Here is a 16,249-nt window from a genome sequence, read left to right as displayed (position 1 = left end):
CGGCAAGGGATCACTTTTCCGGCAGCCCCAGCTCGGCAAGCTGCGCCCCTATCCGGTCCAGCACTCTTGGCGAAAAGACCATGGCGGACTTGAAGCGGGCAAGCGTCAGGCTTGGGAAAGCCTGCCGCATGATCTCGAAGGACCGCCGCGCCTCGTCGATGCGCCCTGCCCCCAGGAAGGCGGCGGCCAGATTGCGATGGATCCAGAGGGCGTTGGGCTTTTCGTTCAAGGCCCGCAAGAAGGCTTCGGCTGCCGCACTGTCATCGCCAGCGACCTGAAAGGCCGACGCCAGCCCGGCATAATTGTTGAAATTCATCGGATCGACAGGGCTGAGGCGCAGCGCCTTCTCGAAGTGTTCCGTCGCCTCCGCCGGGCGGTCGGCGTAGACGGCGAGCCAGCCGAGGCGGCTCCAGGCCCAGGCTGCATTGGGATCGAGCGCCACGGCACGCTCCAGCATCACGCGGGCCGTGCCGTAGTTACGGGCGAATGTATGGACCGTTCCCAGAACCGTCAGGATCAACGGATCGTCCGATGACAGGTCGGCGGCCCGTTCGGCCAGCGAAAGGGCTTCCGCCTTCGCGGTCTCGATATCGTCGACCCAAGTGTAGACCGACGACTGGGCATGGCACCATGCGGCCAGTGCCAGCGCCAAAGGATAGTCCGGGTCGATCTCCAGTGCCCTGAGGATGAGTTCGAGCGCTTTTTTCGAATCGTCCTTCTCCAGCGACCAGACATGACGGAAGGCCCGCATCGTGTAGTCGTAGGCGCCCATGTCCTGCGGCGGCTTGCGCCGGATACGCTCGATTTCGGCAAGACGGATCGACGGCTGGAGCGCGCCGGCCACCTGCTCGGCGATGTGGTCCTGCAGGTCGAAGATATCGTCGGTCGAACCGTCATACCGTTCCGCCCAGATGTGAGCGCCGGCCTCGGTCTCGATCAGCTGAACGGTGATCCGCACCCGGCCTCCGGCACGTTGCACCGAGCCTTCCAGAACATAGGCAACGCCCAGTTCCCTGCCGATCTCGGGAATGCTGACCTTCTTGCCCTTGTAGACGAAGGCGGAATTCCTGGCGATGACGAAGAAGGACCGTATCCGGCTGAGGGCCGCCGTCAGGGCCTCCACAACGCCGTCGGCCAGATAGTCCTGCTCCGAGTCCCCCGACATGTTGTCGAACGGCAGGACGGCAATCGACGGCTTGTCCGGCTGCGAAAGGGCCGGTGTCTGACGGGACGGCCGCGCGGCAGGCCGACGCGTCGCGGCCATCCGATAGACCCTGATCGGCCGCGATATGTTCTTCACCGTCTGCTCGCCGATATCCTCGAAGGCTTCGGCCAGCTTGCCGTTCACGGTGTCGAACGCCGCCCCGGAGATACAGATGCTGCCGGGATCGGCCAGCGTCTGCAGGCGCGCGGCAATATTGACGCCGTCGCCGTAGATGTCGGACCCATCGATGATGATGTCGCCGAGATTGACGCCGATCCTCAGCTGGATGCGTTCCTCATCCTCGGACGCACCCTCAACAGAATTCAGATCGCTCTGGATCGAAAGACCGCATTCGATGGCGTCGGCGACGCTTGGAAACTGCGCCAGCAGCCCATCACCGAGCAGCTTCACGATCCGCCCCTGATGCTTGGCGATCGCGGGGCCGACAAGATCCTCGGTCAGCGCCTTGACGCGCGTCAGCGTTCCGAGTTCATCCGCCTCCATCAGGCGCGAGTAGGCGACGACGTCGGCCATCATCACGGCAGCAAGGTGTCGCTTCATCTCACGTACTCCACGACGGATTCATCGGGCGCGGCGACAGCTCCGGAGAGTGACCGCCAAGAGGCGGTCGTTCCCCTGTTTGCTGTTTTCGCCTGCGCCCCTGGGGCCTTGCCGGATGCAATGCACGCTCTCCACGCGGGTGCCTGAGCGGCCCTCATCGAGCCGTGCAGGCACCCGCGTGGAACAGGGGCTACTCGGCGGCCATGCGGGCCGTCGGCGTCGACTGCGAAAGCGCGACTTCTTCGTCCGTCATATCCTCCGCGATGCCCTCGAAGAGCGGCGTCGAGAGATAGCGCTCCCCCGTATCCGGCAACATCGCGAGAATGACGGAGCCGGCAGGCGCTTCCTCGGCCACCTTCATGGCGACCGCGAAGGTGGCGCCTGCCGAGATGCCGGTGAAGATGCCCTCTTCCGCCGCAAGGCGTTTCGACCAGGCTATTCCCTGCGGGCCAGGGATCGGGATCAGCTCGTCATAGTAGGCGTTGTCCAGGGTTTCCTGCAGGACCAGCGGAATGAAGTCCGGCGTCCACCCCTGGATCGGGTGCGGCTCGAAGGCCGGATGGCTCGATGCGGGGCCTCCGTCGATGGAGCGCTCCTGCGCCGTTCCTGACGTCACCAATGCAGCATTCGCCGGCTCGGTCAGGATGATCTTCGTTTCGGGCCGTTCCTTCCTCAGCACGCGGCCGACGCCCGAGATCGTGCCGCCGGTACCGTATCCGGATACGAAATAGTCGAGGCGCTGGCCGGCAAAGTCGCCAAGGATTTCCTGCGCCGTCGTGTTCTCATGGATGGCCGCATTGTCGGCGGTCTCGAACTGGCGCGCCAGGAACCAGCCATTGGCCTCCGCCAGTTCCTTGGCCTTGGCATACATGCCAAATCCCTTCAGCGCGCGCGGGGTCAGAATGACCTTGGCTCCGAGGAAGCGCATCAGCTTGCGGCGTTCGATAGAAAAGCTGTCGGCCATGGTCACGACGAGGGGATATCCCTTCGCCGCGCAGACCATCGCAAGGCCGATCCCGGTGTTTCCGGAGGTCGCCTCGACGACGGTCTGGCCGGGCTTGAGCCGCCCGTCGCGTTCCGCCGCCTCGATGATGTTGAGCGCCAGCCTGTCCTTGACGGACCCGGCCGGATTGTAAGCCTCCGCCTTGACGTAGACGGTCACATGATCGGGAGCGATCCGATTGATCTTGATGACGGGCGTGTCCCCGATGGTATCCAGAACGGACGAGTATAGACGTCCGCGCCCGCTGGTCTTGCGAATGCCCATGTATCATTCCTCCCAGAACAAAGTTGGATGAATTCGGCCCCCGTGACTTTGCCTTATTCAATCTATCACATTCAAACAGCCGCGAGGACATTAACGTGAATTATCTTCTCCGGTCACTGCACTTGCTTATCGCAAGTATGAGTAGTTGATATATCGTATATTCAATCACTTGCAATCGTATCCCCTACCACGACGGAATGGCAGATACCCGCCGGGACCGGGTTCAAAAGGCAAGTGGAATGCTTCATGCTCGGCGACGATCATGAACGACATCACCACCCTGACATCCACGGTCACGGCCTCCTTCCTCGCCTCGTTGGTCGAGGTCGTCGAGGCCTTCACGATCGTGCTCGCCGTCGGCATCACCCAGAGCTGGCGCCCCGCCTTCATCGGGACCGGTCTCGCCTTCGCGGTTCTCGCCGCGCTGGTGCTGCTCTTCGGGCCGCTGCTGTCGCTCGTTCCGCTGCATGTCCTGCAATATGTCGTCGGCGTCCTCTTGATGCTCTTCGGCATGCGCTGGCTCAGGAAGGCGATCCTGCGCGCCTCGGGATATCTGGCACTGCATGACGAGGTGAAGGCCTTCGCGGAGGAAACGCGCGAACTTGCCAGGCACAAGGCCGACAAGCGGGCGAACTATCTCGCCGGCCTTGCGGCCTTCAAGGCCGTTCTGCTCGAAGGGGTGGAGGTCGTTTTCATCGTCGTCGCGGTCGGCGCGGCTCATGGCACCACGCTCTATGCCGCGCTCGGGGCGCTTGCCGCCTTCGTCGCCGTGCTGGCGATCGGCCTGATGGTTCACAAGCCGCTGTCCCAGGTGCCGGAAAATACCTTGAAATTCGCCGTCGGCCTGATGCTCACGAGTTTCGGCATCTTCTGGACCGGCGAGGGTCTCGGCGCCGACTGGCCGGGCGCCGATCTTATGCTCTTCGTGATCTTCGCGGTCCTCACCGCCTTTTCGCTTGGCGCTGTGCGCTGGCTTCGCAACGCCCGCATCCTTGCCGAAGGAGCCGCCGAATGACTGCCCTCCGGCTTGCCATCGCCGAACTGATCGGCATGTTCGTCGATGACGGAATGCTGGCGGTCTTCACCGTCCTGCTGATCGGCATCGTCACCGCGCTGGTCGAGATCGCCAAGCTGCCGGGCCTTCTCGGCGGCGCCATCCTCTTTGCCGGATCGATTGCCATCCTCGCCGAAAGCGTCGTTCGGGCGGCGAGAAAGCGGTAAGGCCATTCCGGCAAACCGGGAAGCGATTTGCCGGAACTGCTCTCGTCAGCCTTCGTTCAAAGAACGGACTTCGGCAGCATCATGTGGATGCCCTTGTTGCCGTCCACCGTCTGCGTCACCCGCAGGTTTCCGGCGAGCGAGCAGAGCATGTAGGCCTGATTGCGCGTCAGATCCGTGCGCGAGCAGACATGCGCGACCATCTCCCGGACGGCCTGCTTGACCGCGTCGTCGAGATCCTCGTCGAGACCGATGGACATCAGATGGGTCTCGTTTTCGGCGAAGGGCCAGGTGAAGCCGAGATCCTTGCGCACCGTCAGGCGGAAGGTGCCGGTGACACCGGTCTCAAGCGCCGTGATGCAGACCTCGCCGTCGCCCTGAACGCCATGACCGTCGCCGGCGTAGAAGAGCGCGCCTTCGTTGAACACCGGCAGATAGAGCGTCGTTCCGGGCTTCAGTTCCTTGTTGTCCATGTTGCCGCCGAAGCTGCGCGGCACGGGCGATCCGCAGCGGCCCCAGGCGGGCGGCGGCGCAACGGAAATGATGCCGAAGAAGGGATCGAGCGGAATCTCGGTCCCCCAGGGCATGACGCAGACGCCCTTTTCCTCGTCGATTGACGGATGGATCGTCTCATATTCGGTGAAATCGTCAGGCAGCGTGCCGAGCAGCGGCAGGATGGCGACGAAGCCGTAGTCCATGTTCGTCTTCACCTCCAGAATGTCGATCTGGAGGACGTCGCCGGGGCTCGCGCCCTCGACGTGAACCGGGCCGGTGATGAAATGCGGACCCGGGCCCTGATTGAGCGCCTTCATCGCGGCGATATAGTCGCTGGGCACCTTCGACATGTCGGCGGGAAGCGTTTCGAAGCCGCCGGCCGGGAAGGAGTGCAGCGTCACGCTGTCGCCCGAAGCAATCCGCAGCACGGGCTTGGTCGTGGAATCGAGATAACCCCAGACCATGTTGTCGGGCGTTGCGGGAATTTCATGTTGGCGGGCCATGCGAGGGTTCCGTCGGTTGCTGGTGGTTGGAAAGTGAAAGGGTTTCGGCGGTGGAGGGACGTCACACCGCGATATGGCGGGAAAGCTGCTCGCGGGTGACGACGCCCCTTGCGCCATGTTCGACGACCGCGCCCCGGGACAGGACCACGAAATGGTCGGCAAGGCTGACCGCGAAATCGAGATACTGTTCGACGAGCAGGATGGACATCCGCCCCTTGAGACTGGCGATCGTGTCTTCGATCAACTGGACGATGGACGGCTGGATGCCTTCCGTCGGCTCATCCAGGATGAGCAGCTTCGGCCGGGTCACAAGAGCGCGGGCGAAGGCCAGTTGCTGCTGCTGGCCGCCCGAGAGCTGGCCGCCGGGACGGCGCCACATCTCCTTGAGCACGGGAAAGAGGGTCACGGCCTCGTCGATGGAGCCGTCCTTCAGCGTTCCGTGCGCCCGGGCGGCGGCCTGGATATTCTCGCCGACGCTGAGTTCGCCGAAGATCTCTCTGCCCTGCGGCACATAGGCGATGCCCTTGCGCGAGCGCAGATGCGAGGGCAACCCGGTGATCTCCTCTCCGCCCCAGCGGACAGAACCGCTGGTTGGCGCAAGCACGCCCATCAGGCAGCGAAGCAGCGTCGATTTGCCGGCGCCGTTGCGTCCTAGGACGGCGACGCAGGAGCCCTGCGGCACGGCAAAGCCCACGTTCCGGAGAACCTGTGCGCTGCCATAATGCTGGTCGAGGCTTTCCACCGCGAGGTCCATGGTCATCGTCCCAGATACACGTCAATGACCCGCTGGTCGGCGCGGGCATCGGCCATGGAGCCTTCGAACAGAGTGCGCCCCTCGTGCAGCACCGTCACCCGGTCGGCGATCGTCTCGACGAAGCCCATGTCGTGCTCGACGACAACGATGGCCCGATCCGGATGGCGCAGGGAGCGGACGAGTTCGGCGGTCTTCTCCGTCTCCTCGTCGGAAAGCCCGGCCACCGGCTCGTCGAGCATCAGCACCTTCGGCTCGCTTGCCAGAACCATGGCGATCTCCAGCCACTGCTTCTGGCCGTGTGCGAGTTCGCCGGCGCGCCGGTGCATGTCGCCGGTCAATCCGACCAGTTCCAGATACTCGCGCGCCCGGGCGGCGGTTACGTCCGCCTTCAGCGACGGAAAGAGCATGCCGGCTGCGCCGATCTCCACATTCTCGATGACGGTCAGTTCCTCGAAGACGCTCGGCTTCTGGAACTTGCGGCGCACGCCGGCGCGGGCGATGGCGCTTTCGCCGGCCGTCGCGAGATCAAGCGTTCCATCGAGCAGGACCTGACCGGATTTCGGCCGCGTCAGACCGGAGACGACATCGAGCACCGTCGTCTTGCCAGCGCCGTTCGGGCCGATCATGCCGCGGATCTCGCCGTAGTCGATGGCGAGCGACAGGTGGTCGATGGCCCGGAAGCGACCAAACTCAACGGTGAGATCGTCGACGAGAAGCGCCGCGCCGCTCATGGTTTGCCTCCCTTGGAAAGCCCCGTCAGGACGCGCTGCTTCAGCTTGCCGCCCGTAACAAGACCGGCGATGTCGATCATGCCATTGGGCGCGGCCAGGACGACGACGATGACGAGCGCGGAGAGGATGAAGGGCCAGATCGCCGGGGCCGCGAAGGAGAGCCAGAATTTCAGCGCGTTGACGCAAAGCGCGCCAATGACGGCACCGACCAGGCGGCCGCGCCCGCCGATCGCGACCCAGACCGCGATTTCCAGCGAAAGCTCGGGCGAAAGAATGCGCGGATTTACTATGCCGACTTGCGGCACATAGAGCATGCCGGCAATACAGGCGAGGATGGCCGACAGGCACCAGACGCCGACCTTCAGCACCAGTGTGTCATAGCCGAGCGAACGCAGGCGGGGTTCATCGTCGCGTGCGGCGATCATCAGCCGGCCGAAGCGGCTCGCGACAAGCAGCCGGCAGATGAAAAGCGCCGCGATAAGGCAGACGAGCGAGGCGATCGCCATGCCGGCGATAGCCCGGTGACTGCCGATCGGCTCGCCGAAGATCACGGCAAATCCGGTCATGCCATTGTTGCCGCCAAAGCCCGTGTCGTTGCGGAACATCAGCAGCATGGCGGCATAGACGAGCGCCTGGGTGATGATGGCGAAATAGACGCCGCCGACCCGGGAACGGAAGGACACGTAACCGGTCACGAAGCCGACGACGGCCGTGAGCAGGAGGCAGACCGCGACGGCATAGGGGAAGAATTCGAAGCCCGCCCAGTAGGCCGGGAACTCCTGCCACCCCATGAACTGCATGAAGTCCGGCACGGTCCCCGTCACGGCATAGGAATGCTTCAGCAGGTGCATCGCGATACCGTAGCCGCCGATGGCGAAGAAGATGCCATGGCCGAGGCTGAGGATGCCGAGGTAGCCCCAGATCAAGTCGAGGGCGAGCGCCAGAATGGCGAAGGCGGCAAGCTGGCCGATCATGTTGGCGAGAAAGCCCGACATGCCGCCACCGACCAGCGAGAAGGCGGTCAACAGGGCCACGGCCGCAATGACGCCGACCAGCGCCGTGAATGCCCGGTCGCGTCCAGGCAGGAGGACATTGAGCGTGGAGGTCGAGGCCATGGTCATTTACGCCGCCCCGCGACCACGAAGAGGCCTTCCGGGCGCCATTGCAGGAAGAGGATGATAAGACCGAGAACGATGACCTTGGCGGCGACCGCGCCCCAGATCGGCTCGATGAGCACGTTGATCTGCCCGATGCCGAGGGCCGCGATCACAGTTCCGACGATGGAGCCGACGCCGCCCAGCACGACGACCATGAAGCTGTCGATGATGAAGGTCGTGCCCATCTGCGGATTGACGTTGTAGATCGGCGACAGCGCAAGACCCGCAAGTCCGGCAAGGCCCGAACCAAGCCCGAAGGCCATCCGGTCGACCCGGCGCGTGGCAATGCCGATGCAGCCGGCCATGTCGCGGTTCTGCGTCACCGCCCGAAGATCGAGCCCGAAGCCCGTGCGGCGGATGAGGTACCAGGACACGGCCAGGGTGACCGTGGCAAAGCCGATCGAAAAGAGCCGGTTCCAGGTCATGATGAAATCGCCGATGACCGGAAACCCGCCGGTCACGTAGAAGGGCGTTTCCATCTGCAGGTTCTGGGTGCCGAAGGTGACACGCACGAGGTTGCTCAGGAACAGGCTGATCGCCCATGTTGCGAGCAGGCTCATCAACGGCCGCCGGTAGAGGTGGCGGATGATCGTCGCCTCGATGACGACCCCGATCAGCGCCGTGATGATGAAGACCGCGGGAATGGAGATGAAGAGATACCAGTCGAGCAGGCCCGGCATGACCGCGCGCAGGAGTTCCTGGGTGCAGTAGGTGATGTAGGCGCCAATCATGATGAACTCGCCCTGGGCGAGGTTGATGACACCCATCAAGCCAAAGATGATTGCCAGCCCGATGGAGGCCATGAAGAGGATGCTGGCAAAGCTCAGGCCATTGTAGAGCGTCGACAGCGCCTTGCCGATGGACAGGGTCTGGCCGACGTCGGCGACCGCCTTGTCGACGGCTGCGGCAAAGGCCGGGTCGGCGGCATAGGCGGGATCGTCGCGGAGGGCTTCCAGCTTGCTCAGCGTCCGCCCCGTGGCGGCATGCGCCAGCTGTCCGATCGCGGTAATGCGCTTGGTGACGTCCGGCGAATTGAGGGCCGCCAGCTGCAGCACGTCGTTGATCCGCGCGGCGACTCCCGGATTTCCGGCCAGTTCCGCGGCGCGCTCGAAATAGCCGTCGGGCAGGCCGGCCGGCTTGCGGGCCAGACGATCGAGGCTTTTCAGCTTCGCCTCGTCACTCTGCCCGACAAGGACTGTCAGGGCCGACTGCAGGTATTCATAGGCGGCGCGGTTCTTCAGGCTGACGACAGGTGCCTTCGCCTTCGGATCGGCCTCTGCCGCCTCGCCGGTAACCGGATCCACCTTCCCGGTGCCGTCGGAGACGACCGTCTGCCCGCCGGACTTGGCACAGAGCAGATCCTTCGACATCACCGCGTCGATCATCCTACGGGCGAAGACGAGATCGTCCTCGCTGGCGGTAGGGGTGGATGCCAGAAGCGTCTCGGCGATCGCCCCGGCATCCTTCGCGCTACCGCAGAGCCCGGCAACAATCGCGGCCCGATCAATCAATTCGGCCGCAGCCGGCCGGATCAGGAAGGCGCACAGAAGCACCAGCCCAAGACAGAACTGCCTCATTGCCCACCTGATCCGAACGCCTGCTGCCATAGTCGCTACTCGTTTTCCGCTCAGCTGTAGAGGCTGAAGGGAACCGGCTTCGGCGTATCGTCCGACTGCCACAGAATGTCGAAGCCCTGGGCTTCGTTGACCGAGCCGATGAAGACGCCGCGCCAGACGTAGTTGTTCTCGGCGGTCATCTTGATCTTGTAACCCGACGGGCAATCGAAGGTGAGACCGTCGAAGGCGGCCGTCACTTCCGGCACGTCGAAGGAACCGGCCTTGGCTGCCGCCTGAGCCCAGAGATGCACGCCGTCATAGGCGGAGACCATCGGGTCGATCGCGACGTCCGCCGCGAAGGGCACGTTGTTCTTGCCGACATAGTCCTTCCAGCTGGCAAGGAAGGTCTCGTTGGCCGGACCGGCGGCGGCCTGCAGGTAGGCCCAGCAGTTCAGGTGGCCAACGAGCGGCGCGGTGTCGAGACCTTCAAGGTCCGCCTCGACCGCGTCGAGCGCCAGCACCGGCACGTCGGTGGCCTGAATGCCCTGGTTGATGAACTCGCGGAAGAAGTCGGGGATCGAGTTGCCGACGACGGTGAGGATCACGACCGGCTGGCCGCCGCCCTCATCCGCGAAGGCGCGGATCTCGTTGACGAGGGTCTGGAAGTTGGAGAAGCCGAGCGGCACATACTGCTCCTTCCAGGCGCTGTCCTCGACACCCTTGCTCTTGAAGAAGCCCTTGAGCTGCTTGTTGATCGTGCGCGGCCACACATAGTCGGAACCGAGCATGAAGAAGCGCTTGGCCGACACGCCGTCATCGCCCATCAGGTATTCGACGGCGGGCAGCACGGAGCTGGCGGGCGGCGAATTGAGATAGACGACGTTCTTGGAGTTCTCGTCGCCCTCGAAGTGGAGCGGATAGAAGAGAAGGCCGTTGTTCTGCTCGACGACGGGCAGCACGGACTTGCGCGAGACCGAGGTCCAGCAGCCGAAGAGGGCCGCGACCTTTTCCTGCTGCAGCATCTGCTTGGCAGTCTGGGCATAAAGGGGCCAGTCGGATGCCGGATCGGACGTCAGAATCTCGATCATCTTGCCGTTGACGCCGCCCGCAGCGTTGACTTCATCGGCCGCCATCTTGACGACATAGTTGAGACGCCCCTCGTTATTTGCCATCGTACCAGACGATGAAAACAAACACCCGAGTTTTACAGTATCCGCAGCATAGGCGGACTTGATCAGCGAAGGCATTGCCAGACTGCTACCTGCAAGAGCAGCGGTCTTGATGACCTGACGGCGGCTAAAATCTTTCATCGCCCGACTCCATGTTTAAGACTGACCTCATTGTCAGCGCCGCCATCGCGAATTCAAATCCAAATAACCATCAACACACCCCGCAAGTGCGCGACTTTTGAGCAGCCTTTGCCCAAAACGTCACATTTGTCAGAATGCCGAATTGCCACGGCCCGCCCTGCCCGGCGACCTCCGCGAGGCGACGATAGGCATGAAAATTGCTTGTAGCAAGGTGTCCCATGTCGACCCTCAAATGCGCGCCCCGGCCGCAACCGGCGGCACGCAGTGCGGGCCGGCAAGCAGTCCCGTTTCAATCCTGCGAGTGCCCCCATGCGACGCCCACATCTCAGCGACGACGAAATCCTGGTTCTTCTGGATGAAGCCCGGCGCGGAATTCCTGTCGAGACCATCTGCGAAACGGCGCATGTCTCGGTGCGCACCTTCTATCGATGGAAGCAGCGGCTGGAAGGCGTTACGCCGGCGGGCCTTGAACATGTCTCCAGACTGGAGGCCGAGAACCGCCGCCTGAAACGCCAGCTCGCCATGAGCGGTTCGGCGCGACGCGCCTACGCCGCGCGGCCAAACCCCTCGACCAGTTCTTCGCGGTCGGAATGCGGGCCGGAGCGCCTGCCGGACAGCGCCGCCCAAAAATCCATCACTGCCCTGGAGGACAGGTCCCGGCAGTCCGTCGGGGCCGGCATGGGCCGCTTTGCCTTCGTCCGTTACGGTCGCTGACCCGAGGACGAGAAAGGCGCCGTGGGGATTCTCCGCGGCGGTGCCGGCTGTTCATCGACACTGCAAAGCCGCTTCAGCAGTCACGACGGGCCTCATCGGCAGGCTATTTCTCGGTGGCCCAGGGCTCGCTCTGCCTGATCTCCGTCAGCAGCCAATCCCGGAACAGCTTGACGTTCTTGCGGTCCCAGAGGCTGGATCGCCCGAGAAGATAATAGTCGCCCGCGCTGCGGACACGAACCGGCAGCGCCTGCACGATCCGCCCTGCCCTCAGATCGTCGAGCGCCAGAACCTGCGGCAGGAGCGCGATCCCGCGCCCCTCGATCGCCGCCTGAAGGGCGAGGAAGAAGTGCCCGAATGACGGGCCGCTGCGACCGCCCGGCACCCGCCAGCCCATCGCCTCGAAGAAGTCGGGCCAGGCGTTCGGACGCGTCGCCATCTGCAGCAGCGTCACCTCGGACAGTGTCCGCTCGTCGATCGGATCGGCCGCCGGATCGCGATAACCGGGCGCCATGACCGCGACCAGTTCGTCGGGCATCAGGAACTCGGCTGAGACGCCCTCCCAGCTTTTCACCATGTTCAGGTCGATGCGCGGCCGACGCTGATCCGGCCTGTTCTGGTCGAGCGACCCGGCGCGGATGGCAAGGTCGATGTCCTCGCGGTCGAAATCGACCGGCTTGATGGAGTTGACCAGATGGATCTCGACGCCGGGATACTGCTCGGCAAAGCCGAGGAGCCTCGGCATCAGCCATTTGACCGAAAAGGTCGGCAGAACAGAGATCGTCAGCAAGCCGCTGTCGCCCGAATTCCACACACGCGCCGCGGCAAGTTCGATCTGGTCGAGCGCATCGCGCAAGGGCGGATAGAGCGAGATCCCCTCCTCGGTCAGTTGCACCGCCCGCGTCAGGCGGCGAAACAACTGCACACCCAGATCTTCCTCCAGCAGCTTTATTTGCCGGGAAACGGCCGCCTGCGTCACGTTCAATTCCGCAGCCGCCCCGGAAAAACTGAGGTTTCGGGCCGCAGACTCGAATGTTTTCAAGGCGTTAAGTGAGGGAAGTTTGCGACCCACGGCGCTCTCATACATAACGAAAAGTCATTTATAAGAGCAAAATTTCCTGTTTGCGGCAAGCCGATCTCCTTGGGTAGCATCAGTTCAGATAACCAGACTGCCAATCAGGCGGCGGGGAACACACCACAGCCAGGACTGATGAATGACAGTCACCCATCTATCGGCGGCGGGCCCTGACCTGTCCGGCGCAGCGTCCATGCATGTGCCAGCGAGCACGTTCGTTCTGGAAGGACGGGCGCTTGCCAAGCACTACGGCTCGACGACCGCGCTTGAAAGAGCCAACATTCGCATCGAGCGCGGCAAGATCCACGCCCTTATGGGCGAGAACGGCGCCGGCAAGAGCACGCTGGTGAAGCTTCTGGTCGGGGCGACGACACCGTCGGCCGGGACCATCCTCCTGAACGGCGAGCCGCATCTCTTCGGCGATGTCGCCGAGGCCATCGCCGCGGGTGTCGTGCCGGTCTACCAGCACCTGACGCTCTTTCCGAACCTCTCCGTGCTGGAGAACCTCCTCTGCTTCGAGATCTCGGCAAGGGGCACCTTCTGGAACCCGTCACCTGCGTTGATCGCCAAGGCCCGCTCGGCGCTTGAGCGGATCGGTCTTCATGTCGATCCGGCTGCTTCGGTCTCCTCTCTGGGTCTGGCCGAACGCCAACTGCTGGAGATCGCGCGTGCGCTTTGCCGGGACTGCCGGGTGCTGGTGCTCGACGAGCCGACCGCCGCCCTCAACGGCCCCGATGCCGAGCGGCTTGAACAGGTGGTGAAGGGCCTTGCCCGCAGCGGCGTTGCCGTCATCTACATCAGCCACAAGACCGAAGAGATCCGGCGGATCGCGGATCATGTGACGGTGCTGCGCGACGGCGTCAGCGTGATCGAGGGCCAGCCGCTGGCCGAGACGAGCGTCGACGAGATGGTCGACGCCATGGTCGGCCATGTCTTCAGCGTCGCCGAAAAGGAACTGCCCAAGACCCGCGATATCCGCCTTGAAGTCTCGGGGCTCAAGCCCGAGGCACGGTCGGCCGCCAGCAGCTTTTCCATCCGGGCCGGCGAGATCGTCGGGCTGACCGGACTGGTCGGCGCGGGCGCGGAAAATATCAGCGCCGCCGTGGCCGGCGCCCGCGACATCCATGCCGGAGACATCCTGCTTGAGGGCCGCGCCGTCAAAGCCGGAGACCGTGTCGCGGCCGCGCAGTCCGGCATCGGCTACGTACCGCCTGACCGGCACGCGGAGGGGCTTTTTCCCGGCAGCAGCGCGCTCGGCAATGCGTCCGCATCGGTTCTCAGATCCCTCTCCCGCTTCGGTTTTCTGGATGCGCGCTCGGAACGTTCAAGGTTCGATATCCTCTTCGAGGCCCTGCGGCTGAAGCCGCACGCCCCGGACCTGCCCATCGAGAGCTTTTCCGGCGGAAACCAGCAGAAGGTCCTGCTCGCCCGTTCGCTGGGCCTGCCCGATCTTCGCCTGCTCGTCCTCAACGAACCGACGCGCGGTGTGGACGTCGGCGCCCGCGACCTCATCCACGATGCGATTGTCGAGGCTGCGGGTTCAGGCAAGGCCATCCTCCTCATGACGGCGGACCTTGAGGAACTGACGAGCCTTTCCCATCGCATTCTGGTCTGCCGCTCGGGCGGCGTTCAGGCCGAGTTGCCGGGGCGGAGCTCGCCGGAAACGGTGGCGCGGGCCATGGTGGAGGCTAGCCGATGATCGAGCGCTTCCTTACCCGCATGACCTCGCAGGATGCTTCCCAGGCATCGCTGGTGGCGGCGATCGTCCTCTTTGCCGGCTGCGCGCTCTTCGTGCCGCATTTCCTTGAGCTGTCGAACCTTTCCAACGTCCTCCGGGTGTCCTCGATCCTTGCGCTTGCCGCTTCCGGGCAGGCGCTGGTCATCATCATGGCCGGCATCGATTTCTCGGTCGGCTCCTCGGTCGCCTTCGGCAGCGTCATGACGGTGCTCGCGATGCAGATTGTGCCGGTGCCGCTGGCCTTCGCAGCGGGTGCCGCAACCATGATCGCCACCGGCGGGCTCAACGGGCTACTGATCGCCTATGCCGGACTGCCGCCGTTCCTTGCCACGCTCGGCATGCTGATGCTGCTTCACAGCACGGCCTCCATCGCGGTGGGCGGTCTGCCGGTCGAGGCCAGCGTTTCCGAGGACGTCTATTTTCTCGGACGCGGCATCGTCTACGGCATCCCCGTGCCGATCCTGATCGCGGCCGTCGCGCTCATCGCCCTTCATGTCCTCCTGGCGAAGACATCGCTCGGCCGGCGTCTGAGACTCATCGGCTCGAACCCGGAGGCCGCGCGCCTTGCCGGCCTCCCCGTTCGCCGCACCATGCTGACCGGCTATGCGATCGCGGGCTGCTTCGTGGCGCTTGCTGGCCTCATCCTGACGTCGCGCGTCGCGTCCGGCCAGCCGAACCTGATGCCGAACCTGCCCTTCGAGAGCATCGCGGCCTGCGCAATCGGCGGCATTTCGCTTGCCGGAGGGCGCGGATCGGCCGTCCAGGTGCTCTGGGGCGTGCTGATCATCGCCATGATCAACAACGCGATCGTTCTGCTCAACCTGCCGGCCGCAGCACAGCTTGCGACCCTTGGCATTGCGATGGCCGTTGCCGCGTCAGGACCGGCGCTCGCCTCCCTGAAACGGCTTTCCGCCGCCGCCCGCATCCGGACGGAGACTGCCAAGCCATGACGATGATCACGCTCGAACCAGGCCGCCTCATGGAACGCTCGCGCCTCTCGCTCGGACCGTTGAAGAAACCGCTGGCCGGCCTGGCAGCCCTTGCCGCCGTCTTCGGCCTCCTTGCCCTGCAACTGCCCAATTTCGCCAGCCTCGGCAACGCGATGAACATCCTCGGCCAGTCCGGCCCGCTGGCGCTCCTCGCGCTCGGCCAGATGTGCGTCATCGTCATCCGGGGCTACGACATTTCCGTCGGCGCGGTCATGGCGCTTGCCAGCGTGGTCGCGGCCCTTGCGACCTCGACCTTCGGCATTGCCGGCATCATCGCCGCGCCGCTGACGGGAGCGCTGTTCGGGCTCGTCAACGGCCTGCTGATCGGCCGCCTGCGGATCCAGCCCGTCGTCGCAACGCTCGCGACCCTCCTCATCGCGCGGGCCATCGCGCTTCTGATCAGCAACGGCGGCCAGGTGACCATGGTCGAGGGCGACGCGCAGATGCAGCTTCTCGACTTCAATTTCGGCGCCCTGATGCGCCTTCCCTACAGTTTCCTGATGACGCTCGCGGCCTTCGTGCTCGTTGGCGTCATGCTGCGAAAGACGCTGGTCGGCCGGCGCCTGTTCATGATCGGCGGCGACCCGGATGCGGCGCGTCTCATCGGCATCAAGGTCGAGACGATGACGGTGCTGGCCTATGTCATCTGCGGCACCTGCGCCGGCCTTGCCGCAGTCCTCATTCTGGCGCGCACCGGATCCGGCCTGCCGACGGACGGCTTCGGCGTCGAATTGCAGGCAATCGCGACAGCGGTCATTGGCGGCACGCCGCTCACCGGCGGTCTTGCAAGTCCCGCCGGCGTCCTGATCGCGGCCGTCATCATCCAGACGATCTATTCCGGCCTGAGCTTCAGCGCCATCTCGCCCTATGCCGGCGAACTGGTCCTCGGCCTCGTGATCCTGCTTGCCGGCGTCCTCGGCAAGCGGCGCAGTCAATAAAACCAACAAAATCAAGAAAAACTCAAAAGAACCGCCACCTCT

15 protein-coding genes are annotated in these 16,249 nt (G+C 64.2%); 6 read left to right on the top strand and 9 right to left on the bottom strand.

Features of this window, described 5'->3' with window-relative positions; genetic code table 11:
* Positions 1–10: 10 nt before the first annotated feature.
* Together HDIA_RS10895 and cysK are read right to left on the bottom strand one after the other, a co-directional pair.
* Entirely contained in the window at positions 11–1,765 is a 1,755-nt protein-coding gene (locus HDIA_RS10895) for an adenylate/guanylate cyclase domain-containing protein (protein WP_099556187.1), read from the bottom strand.
* Between the two features lie 190 nt (positions 1,766–1,955).
* Positions 1,956–3,032, bottom strand: coding sequence for a cysteine synthase A (gene cysK / locus HDIA_RS10890; protein WP_099556186.1), 1,077 nt, complete (start codon positions 3,030–3,032; stop codon positions 1,956–1,958).
* A 262-nt stretch (positions 3,033–3,294) separates the two neighbouring features.
* Here cysK and HDIA_RS10885 point away from each other — a divergent pair, with 262 nt between their 5' ends.
* Positions 3,295–4,047 carry a COG4280 domain-containing protein gene (locus HDIA_RS10885; RefSeq protein ID WP_099556185.1) on the top strand — a complete coding sequence of 251 codons (753 nt, stop codon included), beginning with the start codon at positions 3,295–3,297 and terminating at the stop codon, positions 4,045–4,047.
* Positions 4,044–4,253: a hypothetical protein gene (locus HDIA_RS10880; RefSeq protein WP_099556184.1), complete on the top strand. Its 210-nt coding sequence runs from the start codon at positions 4,044–4,046 to the stop codon at positions 4,251–4,253. Before HDIA_RS10885 ends, HDIA_RS10880 begins: the two co-directional genes overlap by 4 nt.
* Before the next feature lie 56 nt (positions 4,254–4,309).
* Here HDIA_RS10880 and HDIA_RS10875 read toward each other — a convergent pair whose 3' ends face one another.
* From HDIA_RS10875 to HDIA_RS10850, 6 genes are all read right to left on the bottom strand, one after another.
* Positions 4,310–5,248: an acetamidase/formamidase family protein gene (locus HDIA_RS10875; protein WP_099556183.1), complete on the bottom strand. Its 939-nt coding sequence runs from the start codon at positions 5,246–5,248 to the stop codon at positions 4,310–4,312.
* Between the two features lie 61 nt (positions 5,249–5,309).
* Positions 5,310–6,002, bottom strand: a complete 693-nt coding sequence (gene urtE, locus HDIA_RS10870) for an urea ABC transporter ATP-binding subunit UrtE (protein ID WP_173796215.1) — start codon at positions 6,000–6,002, stop codon at positions 5,310–5,312.
* 2 nt (positions 6,003–6,004) lie between these two features.
* Complete coding sequence (locus HDIA_RS10865) at positions 6,005–6,733, bottom strand: ABC transporter ATP-binding protein (protein WP_099556181.1); 729 nt, start codon at positions 6,731–6,733, stop codon at positions 6,005–6,007.
* Positions 6,730–7,854, bottom strand: a complete 1,125-nt coding sequence (urtC, locus tag HDIA_RS10860; protein WP_342748130.1) for an urea ABC transporter permease subunit UrtC — start codon at positions 7,852–7,854, stop codon at positions 6,730–6,732. Before urtC ends, HDIA_RS10865 begins: the two co-directional genes overlap by 4 nt.
* A complete protein-coding gene (gene urtB / locus HDIA_RS10855; RefSeq protein ID WP_099556179.1) occupies positions 7,851–9,467 on the bottom strand; it encodes an urea ABC transporter permease subunit UrtB in 1,617 nt (538 codons plus the stop codon). Before urtB ends, urtC begins: the two co-directional genes overlap by 4 nt.
* 50 nt (positions 9,468–9,517) lie before the next feature.
* A complete protein-coding gene (locus tag HDIA_RS10850) occupies positions 9,518–10,756 on the bottom strand; it encodes an urea ABC transporter substrate-binding protein (protein WP_099556178.1) in 1,239 nt (412 codons plus the stop codon).
* A gap of 309 nt (positions 10,757–11,065) precedes the next feature.
* Here HDIA_RS10850 and HDIA_RS10845 point away from each other — a divergent pair, with 309 nt between their 5' ends.
* Positions 11,066–11,470, top strand: a complete 405-nt coding sequence (locus HDIA_RS10845) for a transposase (protein WP_099556177.1) — start codon at positions 11,066–11,068, stop codon at positions 11,468–11,470.
* Between the two features lie 103 nt (positions 11,471–11,573).
* Here HDIA_RS10845 and HDIA_RS10840 read toward each other — a convergent pair whose 3' ends face one another.
* Positions 11,574–12,554, bottom strand: coding sequence for a LysR substrate-binding domain-containing protein (locus HDIA_RS10840; protein ID WP_099556176.1), 981 nt, complete (start codon positions 12,552–12,554; stop codon positions 11,574–11,576).
* 127 nt (positions 12,555–12,681) lie between these two features.
* Between HDIA_RS10840 and HDIA_RS10835 the strand changes: the two genes are divergently transcribed.
* Genes HDIA_RS10835 through HDIA_RS10825 form a run of 3 tightly spaced genes read left to right on the top strand, consistent with a single transcriptional unit; the run spans position 12,682 to position 16,207 of the window.
* Complete coding sequence (locus tag HDIA_RS10835) at positions 12,682–14,241, top strand: sugar ABC transporter ATP-binding protein (RefSeq protein WP_099556175.1); 1,560 nt, start codon at positions 12,682–12,684, stop codon at positions 14,239–14,241.
* Positions 14,238–15,230, top strand: a complete 993-nt coding sequence (locus HDIA_RS10830) for an ABC transporter permease (RefSeq protein WP_099556174.1) — start codon at positions 14,238–14,240, stop codon at positions 15,228–15,230. The genes HDIA_RS10835 and HDIA_RS10830 overlap by 4 nt, the downstream gene beginning before the upstream one ends.
* Positions 15,227–16,207 (top strand): ABC transporter permease, encoded by a 981-nt coding sequence (locus HDIA_RS10825; protein ID WP_099556173.1) that lies wholly within the window; start codon positions 15,227–15,229, stop codon positions 16,205–16,207. The genes HDIA_RS10830 and HDIA_RS10825 overlap by 4 nt, the downstream gene beginning before the upstream one ends.
* Positions 16,208–16,249 lie beyond the last annotated feature (42 nt).

This window comes from Hartmannibacter diazotrophicus, from assembly GCF_900231165.1.
Taxonomy (GTDB): Bacteria; Pseudomonadota; Alphaproteobacteria; order Rhizobiales; family Pleomorphomonadaceae; genus Hartmannibacter; species Hartmannibacter diazotrophicus.
The sequence above is the reverse complement of the archived record's forward strand: the minus strand, read 5'-3'. Positions and strand labels throughout refer to the sequence as shown.

Coding starts and splice junctions, on each gene's coding strand:
- HDIA_RS10885 (WP_099556185.1), top strand. CDS start 3,295: ATGAACGACATCACCACCCTGACATCCACGGTCACGGCCTCCTTCCTC.
- cysK (WP_099556186.1), bottom strand. CDS start 3,032: ATGGGCATTCGCAAGACCAGCGGGCGCGGACGTCTATACTCGTCCGTT.
- urtC (WP_342748130.1), bottom strand. CDS start 7,854: ATGACCATGGCCTCGACCTCCACGCTCAATGTCCTCCTGCCTGGACGC.
- HDIA_RS10895 (WP_099556187.1), bottom strand. CDS start 1,765: ATGAAGCGACACCTTGCTGCCGTGATGATGGCCGACGTCGTCGCCTAC.
- HDIA_RS10840 (WP_099556176.1), bottom strand. CDS start 12,554: ATGTATGAGAGCGCCGTGGGTCGCAAACTTCCCTCACTTAACGCCTTG.
- HDIA_RS10865 (WP_099556181.1), bottom strand. CDS start 6,733: ATGAGCGGCGCGGCGCTTCTCGTCGACGATCTCACCGTTGAGTTTGGT.
- HDIA_RS10880 (WP_099556184.1), top strand. CDS start 4,044: ATGACTGCCCTCCGGCTTGCCATCGCCGAACTGATCGGCATGTTCGTC.
- urtE (WP_173796215.1), bottom strand. CDS start 6,002: ATGGACCTCGCGGTGGAAAGCCTCGACCAGCATTATGGCAGCGCACAG.
- HDIA_RS10835 (WP_099556175.1), top strand. CDS start 12,682: ATGACAGTCACCCATCTATCGGCGGCGGGCCCTGACCTGTCCGGCGCA.
- urtB (WP_099556179.1), bottom strand. CDS start 9,467: ATGAGGCAGTTCTGTCTTGGGCTGGTGCTTCTGTGCGCCTTCCTGATC.
- HDIA_RS10875 (WP_099556183.1), bottom strand. CDS start 5,248: ATGGCCCGCCAACATGAAATTCCCGCAACGCCCGACAACATGGTCTGG.
- HDIA_RS10830 (WP_099556174.1), top strand. CDS start 14,238: ATGATCGAGCGCTTCCTTACCCGCATGACCTCGCAGGATGCTTCCCAG.
- HDIA_RS10845 (WP_099556177.1), top strand. CDS start 11,066: ATGCGACGCCCACATCTCAGCGACGACGAAATCCTGGTTCTTCTGGAT.
- HDIA_RS10825 (WP_099556173.1), top strand. CDS start 15,227: ATGACGATGATCACGCTCGAACCAGGCCGCCTCATGGAACGCTCGCGC.
- HDIA_RS10850 (WP_099556178.1), bottom strand. CDS start 10,756: ATGAAAGATTTTAGCCGCCGTCAGGTCATCAAGACCGCTGCTCTTGCA.